Source organism: Rhodococcus sp. IEGM 1354 (assembly GCF_030056855.1).
GTDB lineage: Bacteria > Actinomycetota > Actinomycetes > Mycobacteriales > Mycobacteriaceae > Rhodococcoides.
In genome coordinates this window covers 29026-48085 of record NZ_JASHKT010000006.1, presented here as the reverse complement: position 1 = coordinate 48085, position 19060 = coordinate 29026, and the positions used below count along the sequence as shown (strand labels likewise).

At 64.5% G+C, this 19060-nt stretch carries 15 protein-coding genes; 2 read left to right on the top strand and 13 right to left on the bottom strand.

All coding sequences use genetic code 11. The features are described from left to right. Positions 1 to 77 precede the first annotated feature (77 nt). The 7 genes from QM588_RS14475 to QM588_RS14445 all read right to left on the bottom strand — a co-directional run bounded on the left by QM588_RS14475 (position 78) and on the right by QM588_RS14445 (position 8371). The gene (locus QM588_RS14475; protein WP_283314259.1) at positions 78 to 479 is read right to left on the bottom strand and encodes a hypothetical protein; all 402 of its coding nucleotides are present in this window, start codon (positions 477 to 479) and stop codon (positions 78 to 80) included. A gap of 21 nt (positions 480 to 500) precedes the next feature. Beyond that, a complete protein-coding gene (locus tag QM588_RS14470) occupies positions 501 to 1061 on the bottom strand; it encodes a DUF3558 domain-containing protein (RefSeq protein WP_283314257.1) in 561 nt (186 codons plus the stop codon). Between the two features lie 133 nt (positions 1062 to 1194). Further along, positions 1195 to 2394, bottom strand: a complete 1200-nt coding sequence (locus tag QM588_RS14465; RefSeq protein ID WP_442972936.1) for a lipase family protein — start codon at positions 2392 to 2394, stop codon at positions 1195 to 1197. Between the two features lie 35 nt (positions 2395 to 2429). Next, positions 2430 to 4181, bottom strand: coding sequence for a CocE/NonD family hydrolase (locus QM588_RS14460; protein ID WP_283314253.1), 1752 nt, complete (start codon positions 4179 to 4181; stop codon positions 2430 to 2432). Continuing rightward, complete coding sequence (locus tag QM588_RS14455; RefSeq protein ID WP_442972935.1) at positions 4178 to 5386, bottom strand: lipase family protein; 1209 nt, start codon at positions 5384 to 5386, stop codon at positions 4178 to 4180. Before QM588_RS14455 ends, QM588_RS14460 begins: the two co-directional genes overlap by 4 nt. A 91-nt stretch (positions 5387 to 5477) precedes the next feature. Next, a complete protein-coding gene (locus tag QM588_RS14450) occupies positions 5478 to 6920 on the bottom strand; it encodes an MFS transporter (protein WP_283314250.1) in 1443 nt (480 codons plus the stop codon). Continuing rightward, a complete protein-coding gene (locus QM588_RS14445) occupies positions 6917 to 8371 on the bottom strand; it encodes a condensation domain-containing protein (RefSeq protein ID WP_283314249.1) in 1455 nt (484 codons plus the stop codon). Before QM588_RS14445 ends, QM588_RS14450 begins: the two co-directional genes overlap by 4 nt. 259 nt (positions 8372 to 8630) lie before the next feature. Between QM588_RS14445 and QM588_RS14440 the strand changes: the two genes are divergently transcribed. After that, complete coding sequence (locus QM588_RS14440) at positions 8631 to 9653, top strand: alpha/beta hydrolase (RefSeq protein ID WP_283314248.1); 1023 nt, start codon at positions 8631 to 8633, stop codon at positions 9651 to 9653. 36 nt (positions 9654 to 9689) lie between these two features. Continuing rightward, complete coding sequence (locus tag QM588_RS14435; RefSeq protein ID WP_283314245.1) at positions 9690 to 10655, top strand: glucosyl-3-phosphoglycerate synthase; 966 nt, start codon at positions 9690 to 9692, stop codon at positions 10653 to 10655. A gap of 70 nt (positions 10656 to 10725) precedes the next feature. Here the strand turns inward: QM588_RS14435 and QM588_RS14430 are convergent, their stop codons facing one another. From QM588_RS14430 to QM588_RS14405, 6 genes are all read right to left on the bottom strand, one after another. Continuing rightward, positions 10726 to 12318 carry an AMP-binding protein gene (locus QM588_RS14430; RefSeq protein ID WP_283314243.1) on the bottom strand — a complete coding sequence of 531 codons (1593 nt, stop codon included), beginning with the start codon at positions 12316 to 12318 and terminating at the stop codon, positions 10726 to 10728. Positions 12319 to 12417: 99 nt separating this feature from the next. Next, positions 12418 to 13686 (bottom strand): ABC transporter permease, encoded by a 1269-nt coding sequence (locus QM588_RS14425; RefSeq protein WP_283314240.1) that lies wholly within the window; start codon positions 13684 to 13686, stop codon positions 12418 to 12420. Next, a complete protein-coding gene (locus QM588_RS14420) occupies positions 13683 to 14939 on the bottom strand; it encodes an ABC transporter permease (RefSeq protein ID WP_283314239.1) in 1257 nt (418 codons plus the stop codon). The genes QM588_RS14425 and QM588_RS14420 overlap by 4 nt, the downstream gene beginning before the upstream one ends. Next, on the bottom strand, positions 14932 to 16434 hold the full coding sequence (locus tag QM588_RS14415; RefSeq protein WP_283314238.1) for an ABC transporter ATP-binding protein: 1503 nt from the start codon (positions 16432 to 16434) through the stop codon (positions 14932 to 14934). The genes QM588_RS14420 and QM588_RS14415 overlap by 8 nt, the downstream gene beginning before the upstream one ends. 18 nt (positions 16435 to 16452) lie before the next feature. After that, positions 16453 to 17544 carry a BMP family lipoprotein gene (locus QM588_RS14410; protein WP_283314237.1) on the bottom strand — a complete coding sequence of 364 codons (1092 nt, stop codon included), beginning with the start codon at positions 17542 to 17544 and terminating at the stop codon, positions 16453 to 16455. A 75-nt stretch (positions 17545 to 17619) separates the two neighbouring features. After that, complete coding sequence (locus QM588_RS14405; protein WP_283314235.1) at positions 17620 to 19050, bottom strand: nucleobase:cation symporter-2 family protein; 1431 nt, start codon at positions 19048 to 19050, stop codon at positions 17620 to 17622. Positions 19051 to 19060: the final 10 nt, after the last annotated feature.

Below are 19060 nucleotides of genomic sequence, written 5' to 3'. Positions count from 1 at the left end.
CGTTTTGCCGACCGCGCGCACGAGGTCCGCGCAGAGCGGGGGTGCGAGGTCCAGAGAAAGGGTGTGAGGTTGCGGATCTACTCCCCCAGCGCCGCCCCGATCTCGCCGACGCGAGCGCCCATAATCTGATCGACCTCGTCGGTGTCGACGAAATAGCGACGAAACACCGAGCGCATCAATTCGACGACCTCGATATGTTGCCTGATCGCGACAGCCGCCGACCGTTCCTCACCATCGGCCAGTCGCTTGAACTTGCGCCCCAGCTGTCGAGCTGAAGGAAGCGTGCCGAATGCGTCGAAATCAACCAGATAGGCGGTCTTGGTCAACATGTCATCCAGGTGGTCCAAGTAATCTGCGCACACCGTGTCGCAACGAGACGCGACTTCCTCGGGTATTTCGAGGACTCCTGCCTCCGCCTGCTCGGACAGCACACGCCACCTCTCCACGGCATTCCACAGGTGTTCGGAGCCAGTAGCCACAGTGAATCTCCTGAATTCGGTCTAGTTCGTGCGGGGTGGCAGAAACTCGTCAAGCGCGTTGGCGACTCGGTCGAGTTCGATGCACGGGTCGCCCAACGGGGCCCGAGAACCGCGTCCGTCAAGAATGAAGTACACGATTCCTCCGTCGACCTCGTTCGCAAAGCCACAATTGACCTCGACCGCCTGGCCTGCCCTCCGGAACTCCACTCCACCGTCGACCTCTTCGCCGAATTCCTGAAAGCGTTCGTTCTGCTTCAAATACTCGAGATCGTGAAATGACGAGAACACCCCGACGTAGAACCAAGATCCGGGGTCAGGGTTCTTCCAACTGCACACTTTCCACTCGGATGTCGCGGAGTTTCCCCCGCGGAGGGCCGGTTCCTCGCTTTCCACATCCAATCCCGCAGCTTCGACGGCACTGTCCGGGATTGTGCAGGGGTCCCAGGGCTCGGCTGCGATGGGCGCAACAGTCGTCGACGTCGGCAACGCAGCATTCGGTGCACTCGGCGTCGACTCACCACATCCGGCGACCAGCATCATCAGTCCGACCGCACCCGTCACCCACCACCGCGTTGTAGTCACATCTGGTTGGACGCGGCGAGCAACCTCTCGGTTCCCCGGCAACCTCACACACTTATTACCGACTGCGCGCCCCCGCTCACCGAGGAGCAAGGGCGCGCAGTCGACAAATGGGATGTGAACGACCGAGCGGAGATCAGCCGCAGTTCGACGGTGCCGGCTCCCCTCTGAATCGTGCGTCCACGTAGGCGTAGGCCTCGGGCAGTCCGACGAGTGATCCGCTGAAGTGCTCGGCGAGTGGATACGCCCGGAACTGCACGGTTGCCCCGGCTGCGCAGTAGCGGTCGACCGTCTCCTTCACCGGTGCGTAGGGGGTGATGAAGTCGTTGATTCCATGCCAGATGTATACCGGGGCCGTGGGGACGCCTTCGTAGTCGACGAGACTGTTCTTCTTCAGTACCGCCTGCGCAGAGGGCAGGGACGCGATGTCGACGTTCGACAGATCTCTCGCGCTCTTGAACGCTCCGCCGATGATGATGGGGCGCCTGCATTCGTTGCTCACGCGATCTCGCAGGGCCAGGCCCGCTGCATTCAGGTTCTCCGAGACGGGGAATTCGGTCGGGTACTCACGTTCGAGTCCGAGTGATGCCGCGAGTGCCATTCCGAAGGCGGGGTGCGGAATCGCGCTGTAGCCCAGGTTCTGTGCGATCAATCCCAGGTCCGCCGGAGTTCCGCCGTGCACGCTGGCCACGATGTTCAGCTCCGGCGCGTAAGTGGGTGCCATGGCACCGGCCCACGAGGTCGCCAATGCGCCTCCCGAGTAACCCAGCAGTGCAACGGGACTGTCCTTCAGCGGCAACTGCTCGAAGTTCTGCACGGCCCGCACACCGTCGAGCGTGAGACGGCCTTCGTACTCCGCCGCTCCGTAGGCACCGGTCGGTCCGAGGTAGTCCGGCACCGCAACCGCCCAACCACGGGCGACCATACCGACGTACAGGCTCGGCGCTTCACCGATCTCGTACGTGAAAAGACCATGTGACGGTGCACATTTGACGCCCAGAGCATTGATGACGGCCTGATAGGACACCAGTGGGGTTCCCGCGCCTTTGCCTCGGGGCATCAGCACTGTCGTCACCGCGGCGACGGGTGCACCTGCGGAGTTGGTGGACCGATACTTCAGTTGCCAGATGTCGGTGTTGGGATACATCCAGGCGTCGGCCCGACGGCTGGCCAGGATGTCACCCGGCGCGTGATCGGCGATGTCGGCCGGTGTCGCATAGAAGACATCCGGATCCGGGGCCGTCGGCGCGGGAGCCGCCGATGCTGTTGTGCCCACTGCGAACAGGGACGCGCAGAGTGCCACCAGGATGGACCCCAGGGTAAAGAGTTTTCGGATCACGGCGAGCCTTTCGGAGTGAGCAAAATCGAAGATCACGGAACTACGGGAAGAGAGAGCTGGTTGATCGGATCCGTCGAGGACACAGTGACGTCCGCTGGGCCCGGCCCACCTGCGAAGGACGGATCCGACGCGGTGATCTCGACGGCGACGCGGTGCCCGCGGTCGAATCGATGGACGATGCTGGGTAGCGAGATGGTCACCGGTTCACCGGATCCGGTGAGGACGGCGGGTGCAAGGAGTCCGTGAATCGGGCTCCGCGCACCGTCGGGTGCTACGTCGAGCACGGTGACGAAGACGGTCGCGGGACCGGACACCGTGGGACCGATGGACAGTTCCGGTGCGCCGACGACGTCGATGGGTTCGGTCAGTGGCGGCGTCGTCCAGTTCGCGGCAGAGCCGGGTAGCGAGACCCGCGGCACGGGCAACTCGGCCGCGAGATTCGGCAGTCCGAACGTCGTGGGAATCGACGAACCTGCACCCGAAATCGTCTGTTTCCAAGCACCATTCGTCGAATCGTCCTCGGACAGCGAGCCATTCGACAGCCGGAACGTGCGGCGAGCACCGACGGGAAATGTCTCGGATTCGACGTAGGCCGGCGACGCGACGCCGGTATAGGGCACCCAGTCCCGGAAGTAGGTGAAAGCCGGTCCCGGGTCGACGTCACGATCCTTGAGGTGTCGGTCGAGCCAATTGCCCACCAGTGCCGCTTCGTGCTGAGTGAACGGGTCGGGGGCCTTGATGTCGAACTCCCCCGGATAACCCTTGCGATCATTGTGTCCCCACGAGTGCCAGACCATCGAGGTTTCCACTCCCCGCGCCCGCAAAGTCTCGAACGTAGCCGATGCCTCGTCGAGACTGAACAGTGAATCCTTCTGCCCCTGCGTGAGCAGCACCGGCACATCGACTCGATCGAGGTAGTCGACGGGCGAGACATGACGCATCGCCGCCAGAGTTCCCGGATCCGGTTCGCGGTTGGCAGTGAAAGCGGACGCGGCGTCGCACACCCACTGGGCGTAGTTCGGGCACCCCTGTGCCCGTGCCGGATCGACGGCGTAGCCGCCCGGTCCGGTCAGAACGGCACCCGCGGCCAGAAATGCCGAACCGAACACGCTCTTGACCGGACCGACGGATCTGCGGCCGGCCCCGTCCGGTGCCAACGACCGCGCCAGATCGTTCCAGGTGATCATCGACGCCACGGTGTCCAATCGTGGATCGATCGATGCCGTCGCCAATCCCGTTGCGCCGGCATAGGAACCGCCGAGGTAACCGACCCGCGGGTCACCCGGAGCATCGAGTCGAACCACGTCCAGTGCCGGGGCGGCCACCGTCCGCGCGGGATCGGCGAACACCCCGCTGCTCTCACCGGCGAGATAGTCGACGAGAGCCGATGCGGCCATGCCGTCGTAATCGGGATCGGCGAAATAGATCTTGCACGTCGAGCCGCCGAAACCCAGGGCCGAGTACGTCAGAACCACGTAGCCGTGCGTCGCGAATCTCGCTGCGGCACCGGCCTGGTCGTCCTTGGACCCGCCGAAACCGTTGCTGGTCAGGATGGCTGGGGCTCGGTGGTCCGGTCCGAGCCCGACAGGAACGTAGACGTCTCCGACGACGGTGCAGTGCTGATCGCGTTCGGGCCCCACTGCGACGTCGAAGTACCGAGTCTGCACCGAGAAGTCGCCGAGCGTCTGCGGTGCCAGGACCGGAAGATCCGCTGCATATCCGGGCGCGGAAGCCGCGACCAGAGCCGTCGTCACAGCAGCGACGACGGTTGCCAGTCTTCTCATCGGAGGCAGTTCGTCGGCGGCGCGACACCCCTGAACCTGTTGTCCAGGAATGTCAGTGCCGCGGGAAGACCCTCGAACGCCGCCTGAATGTGTTGCGGGGCGTGAACGACGTCGAACTGCAGAGTCGCCCCACTCGCACAGTACCGAGCAGCAGTGTCACGCAACGCACCGATCGGAATGAGCGGATCGTTGTCGCTTCCCCACAGAAGTGTGGGTGCAGTCGGCACACCGGCGTACTTGACCAGACTGTTCTCGTCGATAATCTGCTGCGCCTCGGGGCTGTCCACCAACGACGTAGTGGTCGAGACCGCCAGCGCACTCTTGAAGGCTCCGGTCGCAAGGATCACCGGCGTGCACGCATTCGACACCTGATCCTTCAACGCCAGACCGGTGGGATTGAGCTGCGCGGTGATCGGCAAGCGATCCGGGTATTCGCGTTCGAGTCCGAGGGCGGCCGCGAACGCGAGACCGAATGCCTGATGGGGCTGAAAACCCAACGCGCGAGCGATATTGTCCAGATCCGCAGGTACACCTCCGGCTGCGGCACCCACGATGTTCAGCTCGGGTGCATAGCTGGGAGCGAGCGCCGCGGCCCACGCCGTCGCCATTCCGCCGCCGGAGTAGCCGGCCATACCTACCGGGCTCGCTGCCAAACCGAGTTCCGGCACCCGTTGTGCGGCGCGGACCCCGTCGAGCGTGATCTGTCCGCCCAATTTGGCTGCCCCGTATGCGCTTTTCGGCCCGAGGTGATCCGGTACCGCCACGGTCCATCCGCGCATCAGCGCGAGGTTGAGGAATTCACGTTCCTGCACACCGGTCGTCGGGTCGGCACCGAACAGGGACTCCGACGGTGCGCACTGCAACCCGAGCGCATTGACGAACGGCTGATACGACAGTAGTGGCCCACCGGGTGCGCGGTTCATCGGCGCCAGAACGGTTGTCACTGCGGCGATGGCGTCGCCTCGGGAATCGGACGACCGGTACTGGAGCTGCCAGATGTCTGCACCGGGATACAGGGGGCTCGAAAACCGCCGAGTGGCAACGACATCGCCGTTGTTCTTCCCGTTCAGGTCCGCAGCCGCTGCGTACAACGTGCCGGGTACCGGGGCCGGATCACCGGGCGCAGCCGACGCATGGGGAGCAGATACGAACATCAGCGACATCAGCCCGACTGCGAGTGTCGAGGTCACGAAGGTGCGAAGCATGGTGTAACTCTTCTCGATTTCGATCGGCCCGAACTCCTGGTCCGGGTGAGGCATTGTCGGATACTGTTGCGGAACAATCACTTACGAATATTCACGGCACACCCTGGGAGACCATCGACGAGCTGCGTTCGATGACGCCGCGGGGCAGCGCGGCCGCGACTGCGGTGGCCACCATCATGGTCGCGGCCAGCCCGAACAACACCGTCCGCTGAGACGACAGATAGTCGGCGACAACCGGCTCCGCAGGAAGGAGACCGAAGTACAGGGCCCCTGTCACCGCAGTTCCCACAGCCGATCCGACTTGTTGGACGGTCGGCAGAATCCCCGATGCCGAGCCGATGGCGTGCGGTGCCACGCCCGCGACGATGGTGCTCTGCAACGGCGCGATCACCGACCCCAGACCCGCGCCGAGCACACCGAGCGGCACGACCGCCCACCAGGGAAAGCCGGCCCGGTCGAGGTTTTCTGTCGTGACGCCGAGAACGAGCAGAGCCAGTCCCATGGCGGCCGCTCCGGCCGCGACGACGCGAGAATCCCAGTGGTGGAACGAGATCGGCGCGGCCACGGAAGCGAGTACGGCACCGAGTGCGAAGGGAACAGTGATCGCTCCGACCGTTGCCGCGCTCTCACCCAGTCCGGTCTGCAGTGTCACCGACATCGTCAGAACGAACCCGGTGAACGTGCCGTACACGAGAGCCGATACCGCGCAGCCCAGGGAGAATCCGCGCTCGCCGAAGACGCCGATGTCCACCATGACGTGCGCCCCTGCAGCACGTCGACGACGCTCCCACATCGCGAACCCGGCCAGGATCGCCAGACCGAGCGCAACCGCGGGCAACGCTGCGACGACACTCGAGCTGATCATGACGGGACAGACGATCAGCAGGGCACCGATCGACCACAGGACGGCACCGACCGGGTCGAACCGTCCGCCATGTCCGGCCGGGACGTGCTCGGTACCCGATGCCACGAACCTGCGGCCGAGAATCACTGCCGCCGCCGCGATCGGGACGTTGATCAGAAACAGTGCTCGCCAACCGGTTCCGAGGATGTCGAGGTGCAGCAACGCTGCGCCGATGGACGGCCCGGCGAGTCCGGCCAGCCCCGCGGTGCCACCGTAGAGCGCGAACGCGGTGGTGCGCCGGGTGCCGGAGTAGGCCGCTGTCACGATCGCCACCGTCTGGGCCGACATCGCCGCTCCCGCCAGTCCTTGCAGCACGCGAGCGAGGACAAGCAGTTCGACCGTGGGCGCGTACGCGCAGAGCACCGACGTCACTGCGAACAATGTAGTGCCGGTGACGAATACCGTTCTGCGGCCGAACACCTCACCTGCGCGCGCCATCGAGAGCAGCGCGCAGGCGAAGGCGAGCAGATACGCCGTGGGGATCCAGACCTGCTGGGTGCCCGACGCGTCGATGTCACGCGCGATCGTCGGCAGCGCCACGGTGACGGCGGTGACGTCGATCATCTGCATCGTGACGGCCAGCAGACAGGCACCCAGCGTCAGCCACGACCCGCGGCGAGGGAGCGTCATACCCTGCTGACGTCCGGAAGCTCGTGGGCCAACACGTGAGCCTCGGGTGGCTGTGGGATGTAGTCACCCTTGTCGACCACGGCGGCGTAGATTTCGGAAATCTTGGAGAAGTACAGGTCGATCGAACGATCGGCTTCGTCCGTGCCCGGGTACAGGAACTCGACGCCGGTGTGGTCCTCGAAGCGGTTGATCCACATGAAGACTTCCTCGGAGCTGCCGCGGTTGCCGTAGAGACCGGCCCCTGCCGCGTCCAGTTCGGCTTCGCCCGGCAACTTGCGAACGTCGACGTACGAGATCATCGGCGCGGTCCATCCCGGCTGGGTCGTGATTCCGTGCTCCGGCAAGGCCAGCTCGAGCACCCGGTGGTACGAGGTGTTCGCCAGCAGCTTTCCGGAGTCGAATGCTTCCTGCGCGAGCACCGCGAGGGTACGGAACGTCGGCTGCTCGCCGAGGTCGAATTGCACCGGAATGAGGCTCGAGTACCAACCGATCGACGCGAATTCGCCCGGGGTCGACCGGGTGCTCTTCGGCGTCAGACCGAGGTAGCGGCCCCGGCCGGCGAGCTCGTACTCCGCCAGGGCTGCGGCGGCGAAGATTCCACCGATGAACTTTACTCCCACGGCTGCACACGCCTCGTCCACTGCCCGCGCGGTGGCACCGTCGAACAACGGGAACGAGCTGTGCGAGGTCCGCGTGTAGTCGATACTGCTGCGTCCCAACGGAAGTGGGAACGTCGGCAGATCGCCCCCGTTGTCGGTGACCAAGTCGATCCAGGTCCGAACCGCAGGGCTCTCGAGAGTCGTCGCGTCGCTCTCGAGACGTTCGCGCCGGCAGTACTCGAGGTAGCTGCCCGGGGTGAACAGACCGTCGGACTCCCCCGTCACCGCGTTGCGATAGAGCTGGCGCAGTTCGTAGTAGGTCAAGGCCTGCGAGATGCCGTCGGTGTCGAGGTGATCGACCGCCGCGTACACCACGAAGTGATCGTCGTGTTCGATCGTTCCGAACGAGAAGCAGTCCCAGCTCTCGGGACCGGGCGTGCTGTCCTGCACGTGACGCCGAATGGCCTCGGAGTCCGCAGGCGTTCCGAAATCGGTCGCTTCGAGCGCGATGTCGGCGACGTCGACGAGGTGGCGCGTCGAACCCTCGGCCGTCGTGGAGAACCAGCTTCGGAACGAATCGTGTCGGGTGACGAACATGTTGAATGCTCGTTCCATCGCGACGCGGTCCAGTGCGCCGTCGATCTTGAACGTCACCAGGCACAGCCGAGAGAATCGGAACGACGATCCCCGGTTGCGGTAGGCGGCTTCGAGATACGCCTGCTGGATGTGCGAGGGCGGTGCCGGGTGGACGGGCGCAGCCGCGGCAGCAGCTCGTGAGGCGACGGTGGGTGACCACGTGGTGAGCGGTCCTGGAGCGGGCTTCCACTCGTCGATGAGTCCGAATGCGACCACGACACAACCTTTCGAAGGAGACAGAGCGATTCGACGCGGCGAGGTGCGTCGGAGGGGCCAGTGCATCATCCGGGCAGAGGCCGAGAAACCCGTCGACGAGCATTTTGGAAAATTGACAACGATTCGCGGGATATCTGTGTCAGAACTGAAGGATCGTCAACATTGTTGTCGGCACCAGTGATTCGCATTACCGTCCAAAGGCACATCGCGCTCGCCGGAGGTTTGCCGTGCGCGGCTCCCACAATGTCAGGAATCGTTGATGCCCAGTCGATTTCGCCTAGGTCAGGCGGCCTTGTCGGCTCTGAGTGTGCTCGCTACCGTCGTCGTTCTCCTATCGATCACGGCGGGGTCGGCTTCCGCCGACACAGTCTCGTCGGTGGTCGGCGTCGACGGAATTGCCGACCGACGAGACATCGTGTGGGTGCATTCGGCAGCCATGGACCGAGATATCCAACTCGACGTATTTCGGTCGGCGCAGCCCGGTTCACCCACGCTCTATCTACTCAACGGAGCGGCGGGCGGTGACGGGGGAAGCAGCTGGTTCGATCAGACCGACATCGCCGGCTTCTTCGGAGACAAGAACGTCAACGTGGTGGTTCCGCGGGGCGGCGCTGCGAGCTATTACACCGACTGGTTGCACGACGATCCGGTACTGGGCCGAAACATGTGGTCCACCTTTCTCGGTCGTGAACTTCCTCCGTTGATGGATGCTCTGCTCGACGGCAACGGGGCCAATGCGGTCGCCGGGATCTCGATGGCAGGCACGTCCGTTCTGCAGTTGGCCATCGCCCATCCCTCGGTGTATCGATCCGTCGCCGCGTTCAGTGGATGCGCACGCACCAGCGACCCGGTGGGTGCGATGTACGTCAGGTCCGTCGTCGAGGCCCGCGGCGGTGGTTCGACCGCCAACATGTGGGGGCCACAGGGCAGCGCCGACTGGATTGCCAACGACCCCTACGTCAATGCCGAGGGGCTGCGCGGCATTGCCGTCTACATCTCTTCCGGAACGGGAGCGCCCGGTGCGTTCGACGTGCCGGGCGGCCCGGGTATCGGCAGCGATTACGGCAAGCTCGCCCAACAACTCGCCGTCGGCGCAGTGATCGAAGCAACGACCGATGTGTGCTCGCAACAGATGCGGAAACGGTTGCAGGAGTTGAATATCGAGGCCACCTACAACTTCCGACCCAACGGGACCCATTCCTGGGCCTACTGGCAACAGGATCTGCACGATTCGTGGTCGGTGATCGCACCGTCGTTGGGGCTGCCGACCGGCCCGTCCTGAGCCGTGCATTCCTCGAGCGATGACGAAGGAAAAGCGATGAACCGAACCGACGTTGCGGGCACTCCGGCTCTGGCTGCCACCTGGGCCCGCTCACCGTGGCCACTGGCAGACATCATCCGGGCCAAACGAGGCCGGACCGTCTCGGTCGTGCTGCCCGCTCTCGACGAGGAAGACACCGTCGCCGGCGTCATCGCCTCGATGACTCCCCATCTGGGCAGCCTGATCGACGAGCTGGTGGTGCTGGATTCGGGATCGACCGACCGCACCGCGGCGCGGGCCCGCTGCGCCGGTGCCACTGTCGTCTCCAGGGAGGACGCACTACCCGGCACACCCGTGGTTCGCGGCAAGGGCGAAACGCTGTGGCGCGGTGTGGCCGCCACCTCGGGTGACATCGTGGTGTTCGTCGACTCCGATCTGGTCGATCCCGGTTCGCACTTCGTTCCCTCCCTCGTCGGACCGCTGGTGATGGCCGACGACGTCGAGTTGGTCAAAGGCTTCTACCGTCGGCCGCTGACAATCGGTGACACCACCGACGAGGACGGCGGCGGCCGCGTCACGCAGCTGACGGTACGTCCTCTGCTGACGGCGCTTCGGCCCGAACTCGCCGGAGTCTTGCAACCCTTGGGCGGTGAATACGCCGCGACTCGTCGCCTCCTCGAAGCACTTCCGTTCGCCCCCGGCTACGGCGTCGAGATCGGTGTACTGCTCGACACGTACGACCGGTTGGGTATCGGCGCGATCGGCCAGGTCGGACTGGGAACCCGGCGGCATCGAAATCGGCCGACGTCGGAGTTGGCTGTCATGAGTCGGCAGATCATCGCCACGATGTTCTCGCGCCTCGGTCTGAGCGATTCCGGAGCCGGGTTCACCACGTTCTCGACCACCGGAAGTCAGCTCTCGATGAGCGTGGCACCGTTGTCTCTCGTCGACCGTCCCCCACTGATCACCGTGGACCACTACCTCCATGCCAGTCGTCGGCATTCGATGAGCGCTCCGGTGTGAAACGAACACAGCCGCGCCCTCCACCGTCGAGCATGGTGGAGGGCGCGGCTGGGGTCGTGCAAGGAACGAGCTACTTGCCTGCGGCTTCCGATGCCCGCAGATCCTTTCGGAGAATTTTGCCCGCTGCGGACTTCGGAACGGTGTCGATGAACTCGACGCGTCGAACCTTCTTGTGCGGGGAGACGCGTTCGGCGACGAACGCGATGACGCCCTCTTCGTCGATCGTGGCACCCTGCTGGCGGACGACGAACGCCTTGGGGATTTCCTCGCCCTCGTCGTCGAGAACACCGATGACGGCCGCGTCGGCGATTTCCTCGTGCGTGAGCAGCAGCGCCTCCAGCTCGGCCGGCGGCACCTGGTAGCCCTTGTACTTGATCAGTTCCTTGAGGCGGTCGACGATGTAGACGACGCCCTCGTGGTCGGCGACGGCGATGTCGCCGGTGTGCAGGTAACCGTCGGAGTCGAGGGTCTCCGCGGTGGCGGAAGGATTGTTCAGGTATCCCGCCATCACGTTCGGTCCCTTGACCCACAGCTCGCCCGGCTTGCTCAATCCCTCTGTGGGCAGCTCGATTTCCTCGAGCGTGCCCGGGTCGACGAGCTTGTTCTCGGTGTTGGCCAACGGCTGGCCCACCGAGCTGAGCGGCATGTCGTCGCGATCGAACGGGATCGCGTGGCTGACGGGGCTGAGCTCACTCATGCCGTAGCCCTGGCGCACCCGCGTGTTCAGGCGCTTGGCGACGGCCTTGCCGAGCTCCTCGTCCAGCGGTGCCGCGCCCGAGAAGATGGTGTGCACGCTCGAGAGGTCGTACTGATCGATCATTGGGTGCTTGGCGAGCGCGACGGCCACCGGCGGTGCGATGAACAGGTACGTCAGCTTCTGGTCCTGAATGATGCGCAGGAATTCGACGAGGTCGAACTTCGGCATCGTCACCAGATGCGCGCGCAGCTTGAGCGCGATGTTCAGCAGCACCGTCAGGCCGTAGATGTGGAAGAACGGCAGCAGCGCCAGGATCGCGTCGTTGCTGTCGATGCCCACGCGCGGTTCCATCTGGGCCACGTTTGCGACGAGGTTGCGGTGCGTGAGGATGACGCCCTTGGGCACACCCGTCGTGCCGGACGAGTACGGCAGCACGGCAACGTGCGTCGCGGGATCGAACGAAACCTCGGGAGCAGGTGCGCCCTGGGTGAGCAGATCGCGCAGGCTCGGGTGGCCCTCGGCACCGTCGAGCACGATGACGTGATCGGCGTCGATGCCCACCTTGTCCGCGGCGGCCTTGGCCTGCGGGTACAGCGGGGAGACGGTGAAGAGGAACTTCGCGCCCGAGCCGGTGAGCTGCTTGGCGATGTCCTCGGCGGTGTAGAGCGCATTGATCGTCGTCGCAGTTCCGCCGGCACGCAGAATGCCGTGCAGCACCGATGCGAATGCGGGGACGTTCGGCGAATGCAGTCCGACGACGTCGCCGACCTCGAGCCCGCGGGCAGCGAGTGCCCCGGCGATCGCGTCGACCTGGCCGATCAGGCTCTTGTAGGTGGTGACGTCACCCGACGTGCCGTCGATGAGTGCAGGCTTGTCCAGATCGGACTCGGCGATGGAGCCGAACAGGAAGTCGTAGACGCTCAGATTCGGGATCTCGACGTCGGGAAAGGGACTGCGGAAGCTCATGGCTCTCCTTCGAAAAACTGCGGCAACAATGATCGAACCCTACAGTGAAAGCGGTCACATCGGACAGCGACCCTACCGCTGAGTCAGGTAGAAGCGTCGCTAACTTCGGGACGCGTACGGTTTGCCCGCGGCGGCCGGTCCTCGAACGTGGCCCACCAGGCCGGCGACGGCGAAGATGGTCACCACATAGGGCAGCATCAGCATGAATTCGCTGGGCACCGGAGACCCGATGATGCCCAGTACGTTCTGCAGATTCGACGCGAATCCGAACAGCAATGCGGCCAGGGTGGCCCGTACCGGATCCCACCGGCCGAAGATGACCGCGGCGAGTGCGATGTAGCCGGCACCTGCGGTCATCTCCTTGCCGAAGGCACCGACGGAACCGAGGGTGAAGTACGCACCACCGAGCCCGGCGATGGCACCGGCGAGGCAGACGTTCCAGAACCGCGTTCGAGCCACGTTGATTCCGACGGTGTCGGCGGCCTGTGGGTGCTCACCGACCGCGCGCAGTCGCAGACCCCACTTGGTGTGGAACAGACCGAAGAACACCAGGGCCACGGCGATGTACATCAGGTACACGATGAGCGTCTGCCGAAAGAGCACCGGTCCGAGGATCGGAATCTGCGAGAGCACCGGAATGTCGATGCGGGCGAAACGCGGTGGTGAGTTGAGCGTTTCGGCGTTCTTGGTGAGCACCACCGAGTACAGGAAGCTCGTCAGTCCCACGACGAGCACGTTGAGCACCACACCGACGATGACCTGATTGACGAAGTAGCGAATCGAGAACACGGCCAGCAGAGACGCGGTCAGTGCGCCGGCGACCAGAGCGGCGAGCAACGCCACGTAGGTCGACCCGGTGATCGACGCGACGACGGCGCTGACGAAAGCCCCGGCCAGTAGCTGCCCTTCGATGGCGATGTTGATGACGCCGACGCGCTCGGAGATCACTCCGCCCATCGCACCGAAGATCAGCGGTGTGCTCAAAGCGACTGCGCCGATGAGCAATCCGGGTACGGGGATCGTCTCCCCGTCCGCGGCCCATGCGAGGAATCCGAACACGAACAGCACCGCGAACACGGCGAGCAGCCACAGCGGCGTCGACCGGTAACGCGACGCCAGCAGCGCCGCGTAGCCGGTGATGACGGCCAGTAGTACGACCACGACCAGGCCGGTGCCGTACGACGGTACGCCGACGGCGGGCAGTGCGAAGAAGTCGTCTTCCGAGGCCAGCGCGAATGTACTGGTGCCCGAGCCTTTTCGGACCACGAACAGCACCAACGCCAGCAGTGTCACGACCCCGAGGATCGTGGGCACCTTCCAACTACGACCGAGGACCGTCTCGGCGGGTGAGTCGACGGAGGTGGTCACAGTGCACCCACCTTCGCGGTCTCGGCTTTGGCAAGTTTCTCTTCACCGGGTTTGGGCAATCGGAACACCGCTCGCACCAACGGCGGTGCGGCGATGAACAGCACGATCACCGACTGCACGACGAGCACGATGTCGATGGGTACGCCCTCGGCCGCCTGCATGGCGAACCCGCCGGCTTTGAACGCGCCGAACAGGATTCCCGCGAAGAAGACCCCCCACGGTTTGGATCGGCCGAGCAGGGCCACGGTGATGGCGTCGAATCCGATACCGGCATCGATGTCGGCACTGAAGCCGGTGGTCACGGTGCCCAGCACCTGAGCCACACCGGCCAGTCCGACGAGAGCTCCGGACATGATCATCGCGTACAGGTAGATGCGGTTGACGTTCATACCGGCGACGCGTGACGCGTGTGGGTTCTCACCGACGGCGCGGAATCGGAATCCGAGGCTCGATCGTTCGAGCAGCCACCACACCGCGACGGTCACGAGAATCACCAGTACGAACCCGAGATGGAGGTTGTACTTGTCGCCGAACAGTTTCGGGAAGACGGCGGTCGATTCGATGGGGGCCGTCTTGGGGTTGTTCGATCCCGGCGCCTGCAGCGCACCGGGGGTACGCAGGAGGTACGAGATGAGATAGAACGCAACGTAATTGAGCATGATCGTGACGATCACCTCGTGGGCGCCGGTGCGGGCCTTGAGGAATCCGGCGATGCCTCCCCAGACGGCGCCGCCGAGAACGCCTGCGACGACGGCCACCAGCAGATGGATGCCGGCAGGCAGACTCACTCCGAAACCGACCCAGCCCGCACACGCGGCGGCGATGAGCATCTGGCCACGACCACCGATGTTGAACATTCCGACTCGAAAGGCAAGGGCCACACCGAGTCCGGCGACGATGAGCGGTGTCGCGAACGTCAACGTCTCGGTCAACGGCCGGATCCCGTTCTCGAACCCGGGACGACGGAAGTTGTACACCGAGCCCTGGAACAGCGAGGAGTACGCGCCGGACACCGAATCCCAGATCGCCGTCAGCATGTCCGACGGACGGGAGAAGAAGTAGCCTGCCGATTCCTGGACGCCGGAGTTGGTCGCGGCAATGAGGACGGCACCGACGATCAGCGCAAGCAGGACCGCGAGAACCGAGATGATGGCACTGCCGGTGAAGATCTGCCGAAGCACCACATGCGACTGCGACGGTTCCTGGGATGTGGAGGGCTCCACAGGCTTGGAGGGCTGTGCGGTCTCACTCACCGCGCTCGCCGCCCATCATCAATCCGAGTGTTTCGCGGGACGTATCCCCGGGGACGATTCCCACGATTGCTCCTCGATACATGACGGCTATGCGGTCGGCCAGTGCGGCGACCTCGTCCAGTTCGCTCGACACCACGATGACCGGAATCCCCGAATCCCGGGTGGCGACGATGCGCTTGTGTACGAATTCAATGGATCCCACGTCGATTCCGCGAGTGGGCTGCGCGGCGACGAACAGTCGCAGATCGCGACTCAGTTCGCGCGCGAGCACCACCTTCTGCTGGTTACCACCGGACAGGCGTCCGACAGCGGTTCCGATTCCCGGTGCCCGCACGTCGAATTCGGTCAGTTTCTCCGACGCGAACGTGTCGAGATAGTCCCGCTGTACCGCTCCGCGCTTCACGAACGGCTCACTGATGGAGCGGTCGAGCATCAGGTTCTCGGCAATCGAGAACTCCCCCACCAGGCCGTCGACGGTCCGGTCCTCGGGCACGAACCCCACGCCGGCGTCGAGCACCTGCTGAACTGTCGCCCCGACGAGCGAGCGGCCGTCGAGGGCGATCTTTCCGGATACGTTCTCCTGCAAGCCGAGTAGCGCCTCGACGAATTCGGTCTGGCCGTTGCCCTGCACGCCGGCGATGGCGAGGATTTCTCCTGCGGCGACTTCGAGACTGATGTCGTCGACGGTCTTGTTGCCCTGGGCGTCGAACACCGACAGGTTCTCGACGACCAATGCTGCAGCACCCGGCTCGGCCGGTTCCTTCGAAACGGTAAGCTGCACATCACGTCCCACCATCAACGCGGCGAGTTCGGTGTTGCCTGCCGTCGGCTTCGCTTCGCCGACGACCTTGCCGAGCCGGATGACGGTGATCTTGTCTGCTACTTCGCGCACTTCACGGAGCTTGTGGGTGATGAACACGATGGTGGTGCCCGACGCCGCAAGCTCCCGCATGATCCGCATCAGATCGTCGGTTTCCTGCGGCGTCAGCACGGCCGTCGGCTCGTCGAACACGAGCACCTTGGCTTCTCGTGAGAGCGCCTTGACGATCTCGACCCGCTGCTGCACGCCGACGGGAAGATCGTCGACGAGAGCATCGGGGTCGAGGTCGAAGCCGAACCTCGCGGAAATTTCCCGTACCAGCTTCCGTGCTGCCACGAGGTCGAGTCGTCCACCGAGCGAGGTGGTTTCGTTGCCGAGCACGATGTTCTCGGCGACGGTGAACACCGGAATCAGCATAAAGTGCTGGTGCACCATGCCGATTCCGGCAGTCATCGCCTCGCCCGGACCGGCGAAATTCTGCTCGACGTCGTCGAGCAGGATCTGGCCCTCCTCGGCGCGGTACAGGCCGCTGAGCACGTTCATCAACGTGGACTTGCCTGCACCGTTCTCACCGAGGAGGCAGTGGATCTCGCCGGATTCGACCGTCAGATCGATGTGATCGTTGGCGATCAACGAGCCGAATCGTTTGGTTATACCGCGAAGTTCGAGCTTCATATCCCTTTACGACCGGGGCTACTTGGGTGCCGACGGCGATTCGACGGTGATGGACCCGTCGACGATGCCGGCCTTGATCGTGTCCAGTTCACCCTGCAGTGCGGGGTCGACCTGGGACTCGAAATCGTGGAACGGTGCAATACCGACGCCGTCGTTCTCCAGCGTTCCCACGTACGGGCTGTTGTCGAACTTGTCGGCACCGGAGTTGGCCACTACCTCGTCGACACTGGTCTTGAGGCCCTTGGTCACCGAGGTGAGCAGCAGGTCACCGACCGACGGGTCGGACTCGAAGACGTCGGCGTCGGCACCGATCAGTGCCACCGGACGGGAGGAATCCCGAATCGCCTGCGCCGCACTCTGGTAGATGGGTCCACCGACCGGGAAGATGACGTCGGCGTTCTGGTCGATCAGGCCCTGGGCGGTGTTCTTGGCGACCTCGTTGGCGGTGAATCCGCCGGTGAACGAGCCGTTCTGGGAGGGCACGTCCCAGCCGATGACGCGGACTGCCTTGCCCTTCTGCTCGTTGAAGTAGTTCACACCGTCGGCGAAACCGTCCATGAAGATGGTGACGGTCGGCAGTTGCGAACCGCCGAAGGTGCCGACGACTCCGGTCTTGCTGTAGCTGGCGGCGGCGTAACCGGCCAAGAATGCCGACTGCGACGCGTCGTAGGTCAGCGGCTTGACGTTCGGCAGGTCGATCGTCGAGTCGTCGATGATCGCGAAATCGATGTCGGTGTTCGCCTCGGCCGCGACCTTGGTGGCGTCGGCCAGGTCGAATCCGACGGTGACGATCAGGTTGCAGCCCTGATCGACGAGGTTGTTGATGTTGGGGGCGTAGTCGGTGGGCGACGCGGACTCGACGGTGCGCGGCTCGACGCCGAGCTCGCCTGCGGCCTCGGTGAGTCCCTCGAATCCGAGCTGGTTGAACGACTTGTCGTCGAATCCGCCACTGTCGGAGACCATGCAGGGCAGGAAGTCACTCGAGCCGCCCCCGCCCGATCCTTCGTTCTCGGGTGCGGATCCACAGCCTGCGATCAGGGCGATGGCACCGAGCGACGCGACGCCGCCGAGTGCTGCCTTCCGCGTACTCGTGCGGGTAACGAATGACAAGATGTCCTCCAATATCGATGTGTTTCGTCTGTTTCGGGACGGTACTCGCGCGAACCTGGGTGCGCAGGATTTCACTCAGGTATCGGTGTCGGGCGCAACCTTGCCGGGCAAGGTCCCGCCTTTGCCGAGTACCCGTGCTTCGTCCTCGCGCACCATCACTGCCGGGCCCGCAGCGACCACCGATGGATTCGACGGCGTACCGGGCTTGAATACGTTGAAGAATACGTTGAGCACCACTGCGACAATGCTTGCGGCACTGATTCCGGAATGGAACACCGTGACGAACCAGTTCGGGAACTCGTCCCAGAAGTCGCTGGCAACAACAGGAATGAGACCGAAAGCCAAGGTCACCGCCACGATGACGACGTTGGCGTTGTTGTCGTAGTTCACCTTGCCGAGCGTGCGGATTCCACTGGCGGCGACGGTTCCGAACAAGGCGATTCCGGCACCGCCGAGCACGGGCAGCGGAACCACGCCGACCACCGCCGCGAGAACCGGCGAAAGACCCAGCAGCGCAAGCACGCCGCCGCCCAGGGCGACGACGAAGCGGCTCTTGATGCCGGTCATCGCAACCAGTCCCACGTTCTGTGCGAACGCCGTGGCCGGGAACGTGTTGAAGATGGGGGCGACGGCCGAGGAGACCATGTCTGCGCGCAAACCGTCGCCGACACGTCGCGAGTCGACGTCGGTTCCGACGACCTCTCCCACGGCCAGGATGTCGGCCGTCGTCTCGACCATCACCACCAGGATCACGATCGTCATCGACACGATCGCGCCGACGGCGAAGATCGGTGAGCCGAAGGCGAAGGGGGTGGGCACCGCGACCACCGCGGCGTCGCCAACGCCGCCGAAGTCCGTCTTGCCCACGATCAGTGCTGCGATCGTCCCGACGACGAGCCCGAGCAGGATGGACAGGCGCGAGAGCACCTCGATCTTGGTCATCACCAGCACTGCAAACAGGGTGAACATCGCCAGTCCGATGTTGCCGGGGTTCAGGTAGTCGGGGTTCGGCGCACCGCCCACCATTTCCTGGCCGGTGATCCAGCGCGCGGCTACCGGCATCAGCGACAGCCCGATGACGGTGATGATGCTTCCGGTCACCAGGGGCGGGAAGAAGCGGACGATCTTCGAGAAGAACGGGGCGATGGCCAAACCGATCAGCGCGGCCACCAGCACGGCCCCGAGGACCGTCCGCAATCCGGTTCTACCGTCCTCGGCGCTGCCGATGATGGTCAGCACCGTCGACACCGATGCAAACGAGATGCCTTGCACCAGCGGCAGTTGCGAGCCGAAGAAGGGAACTCCGACGGTCTGCAGCACGGTCGCGACGCCGCTGACGAACAGCGCGCACGAGATGAGCAGTGCTTGATCGGCCCCGGACAGACCCGCTGCTCCGCCCACGATGATCGGGACGGCGATGACACCGCCGAACATGGACAGGATGTGCTGCATGCCGTAGCCGAACATCTGCAGCAGCGGCGGGCGAGTGTCCTCGGGCCTGGTCATGCCCTCAGGC